Genomic DNA, 13,825 nt, shown 5'->3' with positions numbered 1-13,825 from the left:
CTTGCTTCCGCGCACTGTGTCGGCTGGCAAGGCCAATGGCCTGCAGCCCGGTTGCTCCCTATTGCGACTTTTGGGGATCATCAGCCGGGTTGATGTACTTGAGCCCCCACGGACCATTCGTGTTCACCTGGAGGACGGTTTCCTCATCGAAGAAGACGAAATGCGGCGTCTCTGGTGGGAGGGCGAAGAAACTGCCCGCAGGGAGCGCCTTCGTCGCACTCCGGTCGGCGGTTTTTCCCATGCCGAGGTTGGTCGCGCCCGATATGATCGTCACCACCTCATCCGCAGGATGGGTGTGAGGCGCGATCGCATAGCCGGCGGGTAGTTTGAGCCGAAGTGCGAACAAGCCTTCCTTGGTCGGGTCGCCGAACAGGACCGCAGCTTGTGCGCCGGCAGGCAGCATTTTGGGAGCCGGCCCCCATTTGACATCGCCGGGAGTGACCATTTGGTGCACATTCTCCGCCGAGGCATACGAGACGATTCCGCAGAATCCGAAGCAAGAGATTGCGAGTATCGAAGCGATTTTCATGATAGGCCTCCGCGCGTCGCCAGCTCTCCCGGCGCGCGCCGGGGGCCAGGCTCGCTAACCGTCCAGAATAACGCCGCGAACCACCTGCGGACAAGCGGGCAGCGATCAGGCTGCCCGAGTGACTATCGCACTCCGTGGCGACGCCGCAGGCTCATGGACGAACGGAACAACCTTCTGACGGAAGTCTCTACTCCGCCATCGCTTCTTCGTATTCCGTCGACAGCGTCAGCCACGTGTCCTCATGGCCCGAGAGCGCATGGGCGAGGTCCGACCGCTCTTTGGAAAGCTGGGTCGCGGCCTTCGGGTCCCTCTCGTAGAGAGTCGGATCGGCGAGTTGGTCCTCGATGCCGTCGAGCCGCTTGCGGATTCGCTCGATCAGCGCCTCCGTCGCCTTGATCTGCTTGGCGAGCGGTTCCAGCGCGGCGCGCCGCTGCGCGGCCTCGCGGCGGCGATCCGCCTTCGAGGCCTTGTCCGCCTCGCGGCGGTCGCGCCGGTCGGCTGAATCGCCGACGACCTCGCGCCGATAGTCGGCCATGTCGCCGTCGAAGGGCTTGACCAGCCCGTCCTTCACCAGCCACAGCCGGTCGGCGGTCGCCTCGATCAGGTGACGGTCGTGCGAGATCAGGATGACGGCGCCCGGAAAATCGTTGAGGGCGTGGATCAGCGCCTCGCGAGAATCGATGTCGAGGTGGTTGGTCGGCTCGTCGAGGATGAACAGGTTCGGGCCCTCGAAGGCCGAAAGGCCCATCAGCAGACGCGCCTTTTCGCCGCCCGAAAGGTCCTTAGCGGCCGTGTTCATCTTTTCCGTCGTCAGGCCGAACTGCGCGACCCGCGCGCGCACCTTGGATTCCGGCGCGTCCGGCATCATCCGGCGGACATGCTCGTAGGCGTTCTCCTCGGGCCTCAGGTCGTCGAGCTGGTGCTGCGCGAACATGCCTACCTTGAGGCCTGGCGCCACCGTCATCGTGCCGCTGTCGGGTTCCAGCCGTGCCGACAGGAGCTTCGCGAAAGTCGACTTGCCGTTGCCGTTGGCGCCGAGCAGGGCGATGCGGTCGTCGGCGTCGATGCGCAGGCCGAGCCGCTTGAGCACAGGGTGGCCGGGCTTGTAGCCGACGCTGATGCCGTCCATCGCGATGATCGGCGAGGCGACGGTCTTTACCGGCTCCGGAAAGCTGAACGGCTTGACCGTATCGTTCATCAGCGCGGCGATGGGCTTCATCTTCTCCAGCGCCTTGATGCGCGACTGCGCCTGGCGCGCCTTCGACGCCTTGGCGCGGAACCGGTCGACAAAGGATTGCAGGTGCTTGCGCTGTGCCTCCTGCTTGACCCGGCTCTTCTCCTGCAACTCCAGCTGCTCGCTGCGCTGGCGCTCGAACTGGTCGTAGCCGCCGCGCCAGAAGGTGAGCTTCTGCTGGTCGAGGTGGACGATCGAGTTGACGGCGCGGTTGAGGAGGTCGCGGTCGTGGCTGATCAGCAGCACCGTGTGCGGGTAGCGGGAAAGATAGTTTTCCAGCCACAGCGTGCCTTCGAGGTCGAGATAGTTCGTCGGCTCGTCGAGCAACAGCAGATCCGGCTCCGCGAACAGCACGGCAGCGAGCGCGACGCGCATGCGCCAGCCGCCCGAGAAGGACGAGGCCGGCCGCGCCTGGGCTTCAGTGTCGAAACCAAGGCCCGCCAGGATCGTGGCGGCGCGCGCTTCCGCCGAATGCGCGTCGATGTCGGCCAGCCGCGTCTGGATCTCGGCGATCCGGTGCGGGTCGGACGCGGTTTCCGCCTCGGCGAACAGGGCGGCGCGCTCGGTGTCGGCCTTGAGCACGATCTCGATCAGCGGCTCCTCGGTACCCGGCGCTTCCTGCGCCACCTGTCCTATGCGTGTGTTCTTCGGCAGATTGATCGAGCCCGTTTCCGACGAAAGGTCGCCTGTGATGGCGCGGAAAAGCGTCGTCTTGCCGGTGCCGTTGCGCCCGACGAGACCCGCCTTCGTTCCGGCCGGCAGCGACAGCGATGCGTGGTCGATCAGGAGGCGTCCTGCCATGCGCAGCGATAGATCGGTGATCGTAAGCATGCGCGGGCTTTCGCACGGGAGCGCCTTCGCCCGCAAGCTCTGCGTGTGGACGGACGTGACGCCAGCGGCCAGAGCGCCGAGGCTGGCCGCTGGCGCGGACAGGCTACCTGCCGCGAAGCAGCCTGCACAGTGCCACGAGCTGCAGATCGTAGGAACCGGCGTTCGTAACGATCTCGCCGCAGCGCTTCCTCAGCCGGGTTACCTGGGCGTCGGACATGCCGGCGACCGCCACGGAACTTGAGCCGCCAATGCTCCCGACGGGGCTTCCACCGCCGCCGTTGCCAACACCACCGTTTCCGCCGGCGCCACCATTGCCGTTGCCGCCGCCACCGCTATTGCCGCCGTTGCCGCCGCCACCACTATTGCCGCCGTTCCCCCCGCCGCCATTGCCGCCCACGCTGACGCCTGCGCCAGCTCCGACGCCGCCTCCGCCGATTGAGGCGCCCACGCCGGCATTGACGCCGCCGCTGCCGCCGACCGACGCATCGATGCTGGCGTCAATGCCGTCATTGCCGACGGACGCCCCGGCGTCGGCCCGGACGCCGCTGTTTCCGCCGACCGAGAGGCCTGCGCCCGCATCAACCCCTGAGTTCCCCCCAAGGTTCGCATCGACGCCGGCCTTTACGCCACCGCTCCCACCTATCGAGGCATCAACGTCCACGCCGAGGCGGCCGCTGCTTGTTCCGACACCGACGCCCGCATTGACGCCGTTGGCTCCGCCGACGGAGACGCCGACGCCATCCTTGCCAAGGGATACTCCGCCGACATTGAGACCACCGCTGGCGCCTCCTAGATCAAGGGCGTATGCGGGCATCCCGAATGCAAAGGCGCAGCACGTCAATGCGATGGTCAGTCTCCGAACAATCGTCGCCATGATGTTCTCCTCGCAGAGTTGGATTGGTCGATGCGGAACAATTGCTTGCCCAGCGAGGGGTTAAGGGGAATGGAGGCGAGGGGTTTCTTTCTCAGGGGGCGAGACGTCCGATGAGGTTATCGAAAAGTATCGGTAATCGTTCGCATTTTACCCATGCAGCGGCGGCATGGTGGATCATGTGCATCCGTGCCCGGAATGTGATCTCTTCCGCCGGCCATTGAGATGAAGTCGAGACCGGCGTCCGCTTCCCGGAGTTACGCGAAGGCCACCCCCTCAGGCGTGCGCTGGAAGTAGATTAGGTCGAGAGTGACGCTCGGCTTCCCGAGCGCCGTGAGGATCGCGTGGGCGTGGCCCCGGTGATGCGTCTGGTGATTGAACAGGTGCGAGAGCGCCGGCGCGAGCCGCTGCGATACGGTTCGCACGTCGGTCACCGTGATATAGGTGAAGCGTCCCGCGAGATCCGCCTCGCGCAATCCGCCGATCCAATCGATGATGCGACGATCCTCCGCCTCGCGCGCCTTCTGCAGTTTGCCGAATTCAGCGTGGATGATCGCGTCCAGCTTTGTCGGCGCGTCGCCTTCGCCCGTCATCCGCTTCAGCCAGATCCGATCTGCGACCAGGATGTGGTTCAGCGTGCCCATGAGGGATTTGAAGAAGGTTCCGGTGTCGCGCTGCCATTCCTCCACCGTCAGCCCCGCTGCAGCATCATAAATGCGGCGGTTGGCCCATGCGTTGTAGGCGGCGAACATCATGAAGTGCTGCTTCACGGGCTTCTTCCAGAAAGGTGCGACAGCCCCGAACCTATCAGACCGCGGAACCGAGACGAGGGTGCAATGACGATTTTGCTTTACGATCTGGTGGGCCAGGACCCCGCGCGGCCGTTCAGTCCGCACTGCTGGAAAGTCGCGATGGCGCTGGCGCACAAGGGGCTCGCCTTCCGCAGCGTGCCGACCCCGTTCACCGGGGTTGCAGGCGTGGAGGGCGGCTTTTCACGGACCGTCCCGGTGATTCGCGACGGTGAAAAGCTGGTGGCCGACTCGTTCGACATCGCGCTCTATCTCGAGGACGCTTATCCGGACCGCCCCAGCCTGTTCGGCGGTGAGGGCGGCAAGGCAATGGCACGATTCGTCGAGCGTTGGACGCAACATACGATCCACCCCTTCCTTGGTGCGGCCGCGATCATGGACATCCACGACCGCCTTGCGCCGGCCGACCAGGCCTATTTCCGAGACAGCCGCGAGAAGCGCAACCTCGGCAGAACGCTCGAAAGCGTCGCGTCGGAGCGCGAGGCGCGCCATCCGGAGTTCTTGAAGAAGCTCGAACCGCTGCGCAGCCTGCTGACCTATCAGCCCTTCATCGGCGGTTCCTCTCCGCTCTTCGCGGATTACATCGTGTTCGGCGCCTTCCAGTGGGTGCGCGTGACGTCGACCTTCGCGTTCCTTCCGGAAGACGACCCGCTGACCGCCTGGGTCGGGCGCTGCCTCGATCTGCACGGCGGCGTCGGGCGCAAAGTCGCCGCCGCTGCCTGAACCGCGGCTTTCCGGCCTCTTGGCAATGGGCATGGCGGCCGGTATAGAGCCCGCCACCCTCATACATGCTTCTTCAGGACAAGGATTTCTCATGGCGATCGAACGCACGTTTTCGATGATCAAGCCCGATGCGACCAAGCGCAACCTGACCGGCGCTATCACCAAGATGCTCGAAGAGGCCGGCCTGCGGGTCGTCGCGTCGCGTCGCGTCTGGATGAGCCGCCGCGAGGCCGAAGGTTTTTACGCGGTGCACAGGGAACGCCCCTTCTTCGACGAACTCTGCGAGTTCATGTCTTCAGGGCCGACCGTGGTTCAGGTTCTGGAAGGCGAGAACGCGATCGCCAAGAACCGTGAAGTGATGGGCGCGACCAACCCGGCCAACGCCGCCGAAGGCACCATCCGCAAGGTGCATGCGCTGTCGATCGGCGAGAACTCGGTGCACGGTTCGGACGCCCCGGAGACGGCTGCGCAGGAGATCCGCTACTGGTTCTCCGACACCGAGGTCGTGGGCTGAAGCAGCCCTCGATTGACGATGCTTTGGAAACCGGGCGATGCGCCCGGTTTCTTTTTTCACGTGCCGCGCCTCGGGTCCGTTAAGGCGCCGGGCGTTAGCCAGCCGCCGACTGCGCTGGAATAGGCGCCAGCGTGGGCGCATCACGCATGAATGCGAGGAATTCCGCCTCAGGCACCGGCCTGCAGTAGAGGTATCCCTGTAGGAAGTCACAGCCGAAGGCGCGCAGGTAAGCCTCCTGGCGTACGTTCTCGACATGCTCGGCGACGACGATCAGGCCGAGATTGCTGGCCATTGCGAGCATGGTCTTCACCAGCGCCCGGTCGGTATCGTCCTTCTCGATGTCGCTGACGAAGCTGCCGTCGATCTTGACCTCGTCGAAGGGCAGCTTCTTCAGGAACGTGAGCGACGAATAGCCCGTCCCGAAATCGTCCAGGGAAAGGCGGATGCCCAGCTCCTTCAACTGGCGCATGTGATACGCGGCGCGCTGCTGGTCGCGGGTGCTGACGTCCTCGGTGAGCTCGAATGTCAGCTTCCGCGGGTCAACGCCGTGCTCGAAGATGCGCCGGGCGAGCTGCAGAACGAAGCCGTCGCTGCCAATCGTCTGCAGGCTCATGTTGATCGCCAGCCTCAGATGTGCCGTCCGCGCGTCATCCTGCCATTGGGCGAGCGTACGGAGCCCCCGCTCCAGGACGAAGGAGGTGAGCTCCGGACCCAGCCCGAATTGCGTGACGAGGGGCATGATCGCCTCCGGCAGGATCATGCCGCGGGCAGGGTGGTTCCAGCGGACCAACGCCTCGGCCCCGGTTATGCAGCGGTTGTGGTCCAGCTGGGGCTGGAAATGCAGCTCGAGTTGGTTCTCCGCCAGGGCTGTACGCAGCTCGTTCAGCAGGCGGTAGCGCTCCTGTTCGCGCTCCAGCGTCGCCGGGTCGAACAACGCCATGCCGTTCCGGCCGGAGGCCTTCGCCTCGTACATGGCGATGTCGGCGCGTTTCAGAATCTGCTCGACGCGCGGCTCGGCGCCGTCGAACACGACGATGCCGACGCTGGCCGAGCCGACGTGGCGCAGCTCGCCGAGCTTGAATTCGTCGCGCAGGGCCGCAAGCAGGCGGCCGGCGACGACGATTGCCCCACGCGTCATTTGGGCGGACGTGCTGCCGGCCTGTTCCAGGATGACCACGAACTCGTCGCCGCCGATGCGCGCCACCGTGTCACGCGAGCTGACGCAGCCGCGCAGGCGGTTGCCGACCTCGGTGAGATAGCGGTCGCCGATGTCGTGGCCCTGCGTGTCGTTCAGGGTCTTGAAGTTGTCCAGGTCGATGAACAGCAGCGCGCCATGGTCGCCCCGCTTGGCGCAGTCGGCGAAGGACCGCGACATGCGGCGCAGAAACATGCGTCGGTTGGGCAGGCGCGTCAGCGGGTCGTAATAGGCGAGTTCCTCGATCTCGAGTTCCTGGCGCTTGCGCACCGAGATGTCGGAAAAATACCCGTGCCACGTGATCCCGCCGGCCGCAGGTTCGGGGCGGGCCAGCAGATGCACCCATTTCTCCGTCCCGTCGCGGACACGCATCCTGAACTCGTGGTCCCAGGAAGCGAGCTCCGCCGACGCAGCCTGCAGCGTCCGGTCGAACTCCTCGCGGTCTGCGGCGATCACCATGTCGCGGAACAGCCTGGGATTGCTGCGGAGCTCGTGCGGGGGCACGCCGTGGATGCGCTCGCAACCGCTGCTGAGGTAGTGGACGGTGCTGTTGCCGTCGTGGGACATTGTGAACTGGAACAGTCCGCCGGGGGCCTCGCTGGTGAGTTTCTGCAACTGCTCCTCGGCGGCCAGACGCTTCACAGTGTCGGTGATCTCGCGGACCGAACCTTCGTAGAAAAGTGGCGCACCCGTCTTTTCGTCTTGCACGAGCCGCGCGGATTCGGAGATCCAGATGCGCTCGCGCGTCTTGTGACGATGGATCTCGGAGACGAAGTCCTCGACCCGCCCATTCCGCTGCAGCAGATCACGAAACTGCTGCCGCCGGTTCCGGTCGACATACCACTCGGTTGCGATGTCCTTCACCGAGGCCAGCATTTCCGCCTCGGTGGAGTAGCCGTTGAGCTTCACGAGCGCTTTGTTGGCGCTGATCTGTCGGCCGTCGGGCGTGGAGCGGTAGATGCCTTCGGGAAGATTGTCGATCAGCGTCGCGTAGTTCTGTTCGCTCTGCTGCGCCCGCAGGTAGAGCCGGCGGTAGCGGACCCCCGGCAAGGCGACGAGCATGATGATGCCCAGACCGGCGGCAATCAGCCAGGCCTGTTCGCCTCCCATCGCAATCAGAGTTTGAAAGTACTCTGTCATCGGTCTCGCGCAGCGACGCTGTGAGACACGAATAACACTTGTGGATTTCGAATCCGCTAATGTTTCGACCGATTTAGACGGATAGCCGGATAGACTTTGTCAACGTTCTATCGAGAAGATTTCAGCACCAGTTCAACGGGCGAGGCTGAGTGCGCCTCGTAGCGCATTTCGTTGCTGAACCACAATTCATTGTCGACAGTGATACGCGCTTGCAGCGTGTAGGCCGCTTCCGGCCGGATAACCCACGGGTCGAAGCGGAGGGTGAATTTCACCGGCGCCTGTATTGGCCCCCTGATCTCTTGCCTGCCGAGGACGGCTGCCGACCCCTCGGCATGAGAAACGTCGGCCAGTTCCACCGTCACCATTGCCTGCGCAGGCAATGCGATCCGCTCACGATAGGTGATCTCGCCTTCGATCATGCGTTCCTCCGCCGCGACCGCGTCCGGCAGAGCGAAGAAGCTCAGGAACAGAGGCGCCAGACCAAACAGGAGAAACTCTTCCAACCTGATCGCGAACATGCCGACACCCCGTTGTTGCGCGGCAGAATTCGAGCGGATTGCGGTGGTTCCAAGGCGGCCCTGGCGTAAAAAGCATCCGCGCCCTATCGCTGGCGGTGCGACCACTTCGCGGCGGCTTCGTCGTCGCTTTCCTTGGCCGTGACCCAGTCGCCGGCGCTGCCGTCGGCCCGATGCTCCTTCTTCCAGAAGGGCGCGCGCGATTTGAGATAGTCCATGAGGAAGGACGCGGCCTCGAAGGCGGCCTGGCGATGCGCAGATGCGGCGACCACCAGCACGATGTTCTCGCCTGGCCTGATCTTGCCGAAACGGTGGATGACGGTCAGGCCCGACAGCGGCCAACGCCCCGCGGCCTCGGCCGCGATGCGCGAGATCTCGACCTCGGCCATGCCTGGATAGTGTTCGAGCTCGAGCGCGGTGAGCCGCCCCTGGTCGTCTCGGCACATGCCGGAGAAGGTCACCACCGCGCCGACATCCCTGTCGCCCGCCGTCAGTCTCGCGATCTCCGCGGAGAGGTCAAAGTCCTCCGCCTGCACCCTGACGGTTGGCGAGAAGGGGGCGTTCACGGTGCTAGCCGCCCGTCATCGGCGGGAACAGCGCCACCTCGCGCGCGCCGGCGAGGGGTTCGCGATGGTTGACGTGTTCCTGGTTGATCGCCACGCGGATCACGTCCGGATACTGCAGAGCCGCCTCGTAGCCGTCTCCGCGCGAATGCAGCCAGCGCAGCAGCTCGCCCACCGTCGTGACGTCGTCAGGCAGTTCGACGTCTTCTTCGGACTTGCCGATCCGTTCGCGTACCCAGGCGAAATAGATGAGCTTCATGCCGTCACTCGTTGACGATGTGCTTCAGGCCGGCCCGGAAATAGTCGTAGCCCGTATAAAGCGTCACGATAGCAGAGATCCAGAGCAGCGCGAGGCCGACCTCGGTGATGTAGGGCCAGATCTTGTCGCCAGCCGGTCCGGCGAGGAGGAAGCCGATGGCCACCATCTGGATCGCCGTCTTCCATTTCGCCAGCCGCGTCACCGGCACGCTCACCTTGAGGCCTGCAAGATACTCGCGCAGGCCCGACACCAGCACTTCGCGGCACAGAATGATGATCGCCGCCCACAGCGACCACTTGTCAATCGTGCGGTCCCACGCCAGCAGCAGCAGGACGGCCGAGACGAGCAGCTTGTCGGCGATCGGATCGAGCATGCGGCCGATGTTGGAGGTCTGCTGCCAGATGCGCGCCAGGTAGCCGTCGAGATAATCCGTTATGCTCGCCGCGACGAACAGGCCAAGTGCTGCCCAACGCGCCGCGTCGGTCGGGCGCGTCCTCAGCTCGAGATAGAAGCACAGCATGATCAACGGCACGGCGAGGATCCGTGCGTAGGTCAGCATGTTCGGGAGGTTGAAGGCGTGCTTGGCCATGGTTCCTAACAAATAAGCTCATACTCAAATCAGAGTGACCAGGGATTGGTCAATCGCGGCGCGGCTCGATGTCGCGGGAAAGGCGGCTATGGCCCATCACTTCTCATGAAAGTGGTCGTAAACAAGGCGCGCCGTCGTCTCGGAAATGCCGTCGACGGCCATCAGGTCCGACACGGCCGCTCGGCTGACCGCCTTGGCGGTGCCGAAATGCAGCAGGAGCGCGCGCTTGCGGGTAGGACCGATGCCGGCGATCTCATCGAGCGGATTCTTGGTCATCTCCTTTTTCCGGCGCGCCCGGTGCGAGCCGATGGCGAAACGGTGCGCCTCGTCGCGCAGGCGCTGCACGAAATAGAGCACCGGATCGCGGACCGGCAGGGTGAACGAACCACGGTCCGCGCAGAAGAAGCGCTCGCGTCCCGCATCGCGGTCCTGGCCCTTGGCGACGCCGATAGCGACGACCTTGTCGGCGACGCCGAGTTCGGCAAGGATCCCGCGCACCGCCGACATCTGGCCCTGACCACCGTCGATGAGGATGACGTCCGGCCAGGCGGGGAAGGCGTCTTCGTCCTCGCCAGGCGTGGCGGCGCCGTCCGGCTCCAGGTCGCGCGCGTTCTCCTTGAGAAGCCGCGAGAAGCGGCGTTGCATGACCTCGCGCATCATGCCGAAGTCGTCGCCGGGGGTGATCTCGGTCGAGCGGATGTTGAACTTCCGGTATTGGTTCTTCACAAAACCTTCCGGCCCGGCGACGATCATGGCGCCGACGGCGTTCGTGCCCATGATGTGCGAGTTGTCGTAGACCTCGATGCGAACGGGCGTCTTCTCCAGCCCGAACGTCTCGGCGAATCCCGCCAACAGCCGGGCCTGAGTCGAGGTTTCGGCCAGGCGACGGCCCAGCGCCTCGCGCGCGTTCTGCAGCGCGTGGTTGGTCAGGTCCTTTTTTTCGCCGCGCTGCGGAACGGAAACCGTGACCTTGCGGCCGGCGCGCGTTGATAGCGCTTCCGCGAGCAGATCCTGCTCGTCCACCGGGCTCGCCAGCAGGACATGACGGGGACAGGGCTTGTCGTCGTAGAACTGGGCAAGGAACGAGCCCAGGATCTCGGCCGGCTCGATCGAGGCGTCCGCCTTTGGGAAATAGGCACGGTTGCCCCAGTTCTGGCCGGTTCGGAAGAAGAACACCTGGATACAGCTCTGCCCGCCTTCGGTGTGGATGGCGAAGACGTCGGCCTCCTCTACCGACTGCGGGTTTATCCCCTGATGCGCCTGGACGTGCGAGAGCGCAGCAAGCCGGTCGCGGTGCACCGCGGCCTGCTCGAAATCGAGATTCTCGGAGGCGCGCTGCATGGCGCCCGAAATCTCGCTCTTCACCTTCTGGCTGCGCCCGGAGAGAAAGTCCCGGGCTTCGGAAACGAGCTCCTGGTAGTCCGCCGCCGAAATCTCGCCGGTGCAAGGGCCGGAGCAGCGCTTGATCTGGTAGAGCAGGCAAGGGCGCGTGCGGCTTTCGAAGACCGAATCGGTGCAGGTGCGCAGGAGGAAGGCGCGCTGCAACGAGTTGATGGTGCGCCCGACCGCGCCTGCCGAGGCGAACGGTCCGAAATAGTCGCCCTTTCGCGAGCGTGCGCCGCGATGCTTGAAGATGCCGGGAGAGGGGTGGTCGCCGGTTAGCACGATGTACGGAAACGACTTGTCGTCCCGCATCAGCACATTAAAGCGCGGCCGCAAGCGCTTGATAAGATTCGCTTCGAGCAGCAGCGCTTCGGTTTCCGTGCGGGTGACGACGAACTCCATCGTCGCCGTCTCGCGCACCATGCGGCCGATGCGGTTGGTGTGGAAGCGTCCCTGCGCGTAGTTGGTGACCCGCTTCTTGAGGCTGCGGGCCTTGCCGACATAGAGCACGTCTCCGGCCGCATTCATCATGCGATAGACGCCGGGGCGGTTCGGCAGCTGTTTGGCGAGCGCATGGATGACGTCCGCTCCGGCCTTGCCGTCAGCGTCGGCCTTGTAGGCGTCCCATTCGATGGCGGTGAAGCCGACCGCCGGGACCTCCGGTTGCGGCTCCGGCGCGTCCGCGTCCTCATCGTCGATGTCGCCGCCCGGCATGTAGCCGGCCACGTCGTCGGCGGCTGCCGCTTTCGATGCCCCGGAGCGCGTGGGCGAGGATGGATGGTCGTCTGAACTCATTCGTTGCCTGTTACGTCAGGCGTCTCCCAGGCAAGATGCTGGCCGCCGTCGATCGCAATCATCTGGCCGGTGATCGACCGTGTTTCCCATAGATAGCGAATCGTCGCGCCGAATTCATCAAGCGAAGGGCCGCGGCCGAGCAGCACGCTGCCGGCCTGGGCCTCGAAGTCGGCGGCGCTCTGCCGGATATTGGCGAGCGTAGGACCGGGACCGATGGCATTGACGCGGAGCCGCGGGGCGAACGACTGCGCCATGGTCCGCGTTGCGTCCCACAAGGAGGACTTCGACAATGTGTAGGAGAAGTAGTGCGGCGTCGGTTTCCAAACCCGCTGGTCGACGATGTTGACCACCAGGCCTTCCTGGTTCGGGGGCAGGGCGGCGGCCAGGTTGCGCGTCAGCATGGCCGGCGCCTTGAGGTGGAGCGCGAAGTGGCGGTCCCACACCTCCCACTCGAAATCGTCGGCCGTGTCGGGCTCGAAGACGGAGGCATTGTTGACCAAAAGGCCGATGGGCCCGAGCGTGGCAGTCGCCTGATCGATCAGTCCGCCAACCGCCCGCTGTTCGCTGAGATCAGCGGTGACCACCGCGGCCTCTCCGCCCTTGCCGCGAATCGCCGCCGCCAGCGCATCGGCGTCGGCGCGCGAGCGATTGCAATGGATGACGACGCCGAAGCCATGCGCGGCAAGGTTTTCGACGATGGCGCGACCGATGCGCTTGGCGCCGCCGGTAACCAACGCGGTTCTGGCCGCCTGAAGCATCATTGTTCCGGACAATTTCTAAGACCCGAATATGACAAGGTAGGGTTACGATCCATTCAGGGATGCGGCAACTTTGTGGCGGGACGCCCGCGGGAACGCTTCTGCCGCCTCCGGGCTGTTAAAGTCCTTGGCTATATAGGGGTCGCAACCCTTTGCACCAAGCTGTCTTCGCGCTCCGCCTCTCGCCTGCTGACACCGCGTTGTTGCAGTCGTGCAACGTCTCGCTTTGGCCGCATTCCTGCCGGGTAAACACCCAGATTGGGGAACGCTTCAGCCGCATTTGCTGCCGAAATTGGAACTGCAAGCCCCGATGGCCGTTTGGGCGGGACGGTGCGGGATCAAGGATTGCAGAAGGTCCGCGAGTTCGGGACCAAGGAGTAAGTAAATGAACATTACCTCAAGAAACACGCGATCGTCGCTCGCAGTGGCAGGCATGGTGGCGCTGCTTGGCGTCGCCCCCGCATTCGCCGCCGACGTGGTGATGGAAGAGCCGCCGGCTCCGATGCCTGTCGAGACCCTGCCGGTCGCAAGCTGGGCTGGAGCCTATGTCGGTCTTTCGGCTGGCTACGGCTTTTCGGGCCAGACGACCGAGACGATCCCCGGGACCGGTCTCGAAACCGACATTGACACCGACGGCTTCATCGGTGGCGCCTTCGCCGGTTACCAGTGGCAGAATGGCGGCTGGGTGTATGGTATCGAAGGCGATGTCAACTACAACGGCATGGACGGCGAGAGCGACAATGGCGCCCTTGAGTCCGAGTCGAGCATTGATGGGTCGCTGCGGGCCCGTCTCGGCTATGCTGTGACGCCGGACGTTCTGATCTACGCTACCGCCGGTGGCGCGGCTCAGAGCCTGAAGGTCCGGGACCCGATCGGCTCCGACAGCAACACCATGATCGGCTGGACCGCAGGCGCGGGTACCGACATGATGTTCTCGGAGCGCGTTTTCGGGCGTGTCGAGTATCGCTACACCGATTACGGCAGCGATCAGATCGAAACCGGCCTTGGCGTCCGCGACGTGGATGCTTCCGACCACCGCGTCACCTTCGGTGTCGGTCTCAAGTTCTGATCCGGAGCGGATTGGCAAAAATAGAAAGGGTCGGCGAGAGCCGGCCCT

The 13,825-nt window shown here is 64.6% G+C and carries 14 protein-coding genes; 3 read left to right on the top strand and 11 right to left on the bottom strand.

What is annotated here, in order from left to right; all coding sequences use genetic code 11:
• Window positions 1–58 precede the first annotated feature (58 nt).
• From PD284_RS17290 to PD284_RS17275, 4 genes are all read right to left on the bottom strand, one after another.
• Window positions 59–529 (bottom strand): cupin domain-containing protein, encoded by a 471-nt coding sequence (locus PD284_RS17290; protein ID WP_274629400.1) that lies wholly within the window; start codon window positions 527–529, stop codon window positions 59–61.
• 187 nt (window positions 530–716) lie between these two features.
• On the bottom strand, window positions 717–2,594 hold the full coding sequence (locus PD284_RS17285) for an ABC-F family ATP-binding cassette domain-containing protein (RefSeq protein ID WP_274629399.1): 1,878 nt from the start codon (window positions 2,592–2,594) through the stop codon (window positions 717–719).
• A 103-nt stretch (window positions 2,595–2,697) separates the two neighbouring features.
• Window positions 2,698–3,468 (bottom strand): hypothetical protein, encoded by a 771-nt coding sequence (locus PD284_RS17280; protein ID WP_274629398.1) that lies wholly within the window; start codon window positions 3,466–3,468, stop codon window positions 2,698–2,700.
• Window positions 3,469–3,722: 254 nt separating this feature from the next.
• Window positions 3,723–4,235, bottom strand: a complete 513-nt coding sequence (locus PD284_RS17275; RefSeq protein WP_274629397.1) for a DinB family protein — start codon at window positions 4,233–4,235, stop codon at window positions 3,723–3,725.
• Window positions 4,236–4,301: 66 nt separating this feature from the next.
• Here PD284_RS17275 and PD284_RS17270 point away from each other — a divergent pair, with 66 nt between their 5' ends.
• Together PD284_RS17270 and ndk are read left to right on the top strand one after the other, a co-directional pair.
• The gene (locus PD284_RS17270; RefSeq protein WP_274629396.1) at window positions 4,302–4,997 is read left to right on the top strand and encodes a glutathione S-transferase family protein; all 696 of its coding nucleotides are present in this window, start codon (window positions 4,302–4,304) and stop codon (window positions 4,995–4,997) included.
• A gap of 91 nt (window positions 4,998–5,088) precedes the next feature.
• Entirely contained in the window at window positions 5,089–5,511 is a 423-nt protein-coding gene (gene ndk, locus PD284_RS17265) for a nucleoside-diphosphate kinase (protein WP_274629395.1), read from the top strand.
• A 94-nt stretch (window positions 5,512–5,605) separates the two neighbouring features.
• Here the strand turns inward: ndk and PD284_RS17260 are convergent, their stop codons facing one another.
• The 7 genes from PD284_RS17260 to PD284_RS17230 all read right to left on the bottom strand — a co-directional run bounded on the left by PD284_RS17260 (window position 5,606) and on the right by PD284_RS17230 (window position 12,708).
• Window positions 5,606–7,846 (bottom strand): putative bifunctional diguanylate cyclase/phosphodiesterase, encoded by a 2,241-nt coding sequence (locus PD284_RS17260; protein ID WP_274629394.1) that lies wholly within the window; start codon window positions 7,844–7,846, stop codon window positions 5,606–5,608.
• Between the two features lie 107 nt (window positions 7,847–7,953).
• On the bottom strand, window positions 7,954–8,364 hold the full coding sequence (locus tag PD284_RS17255) for a YbaY family lipoprotein (protein ID WP_274629393.1): 411 nt from the start codon (window positions 8,362–8,364) through the stop codon (window positions 7,954–7,956).
• Between the two features lie 83 nt (window positions 8,365–8,447).
• Complete coding sequence (locus PD284_RS17250) at window positions 8,448–8,927, bottom strand: molybdenum cofactor biosynthesis protein MoaE (RefSeq protein ID WP_274629392.1); 480 nt, start codon at window positions 8,925–8,927, stop codon at window positions 8,448–8,450.
• Window positions 8,928–8,931: 4 nt separating this feature from the next.
• Window positions 8,932–9,183 (bottom strand): molybdopterin converting factor subunit 1, encoded by a 252-nt coding sequence (gene moaD, locus PD284_RS17245; protein ID WP_274629391.1) that lies wholly within the window; start codon window positions 9,181–9,183, stop codon window positions 8,932–8,934.
• 4 nt (window positions 9,184–9,187) lie between these two features.
• Window positions 9,188–9,772, bottom strand: coding sequence for a CDP-diacylglycerol--glycerol-3-phosphate 3-phosphatidyltransferase (pgsA, locus tag PD284_RS17240; RefSeq protein ID WP_274629390.1), 585 nt, complete (start codon window positions 9,770–9,772; stop codon window positions 9,188–9,190).
• A gap of 96 nt (window positions 9,773–9,868) precedes the next feature.
• Window positions 9,869–11,869: an excinuclease ABC subunit UvrC gene (gene uvrC / locus PD284_RS17235; RefSeq protein WP_274630677.1), complete on the bottom strand. Its 2,001-nt coding sequence runs from the start codon at window positions 11,867–11,869 to the stop codon at window positions 9,869–9,871.
• 77 nt (window positions 11,870–11,946) lie between these two features.
• Window positions 11,947–12,708, bottom strand: a complete 762-nt coding sequence (locus tag PD284_RS17230; protein WP_274630676.1) for an SDR family oxidoreductase — start codon at window positions 12,706–12,708, stop codon at window positions 11,947–11,949.
• 385 nt (window positions 12,709–13,093) lie between these two features.
• Between PD284_RS17230 and PD284_RS17225 the strand changes: the two genes are divergently transcribed.
• The gene (locus tag PD284_RS17225) at window positions 13,094–13,777 is read left to right on the top strand and encodes an outer membrane protein (protein ID WP_274629389.1); all 684 of its coding nucleotides are present in this window, start codon (window positions 13,094–13,096) and stop codon (window positions 13,775–13,777) included.
• The last annotated feature ends 48 nt before the right edge of the window (window positions 13,778–13,825 follow it).

The sequence above is a fragment of the Mesorhizobium shangrilense genome (assembly GCF_028826155.1).
In the GTDB taxonomy this organism is placed as follows: domain Bacteria; phylum Pseudomonadota; class Alphaproteobacteria; order Rhizobiales; family Rhizobiaceae; genus Arvimicrobium; species Arvimicrobium flavum.
Note: the sequence above shows the minus strand (reverse complement) of the source record. Positions and strands in the feature narration are given on the sequence as shown.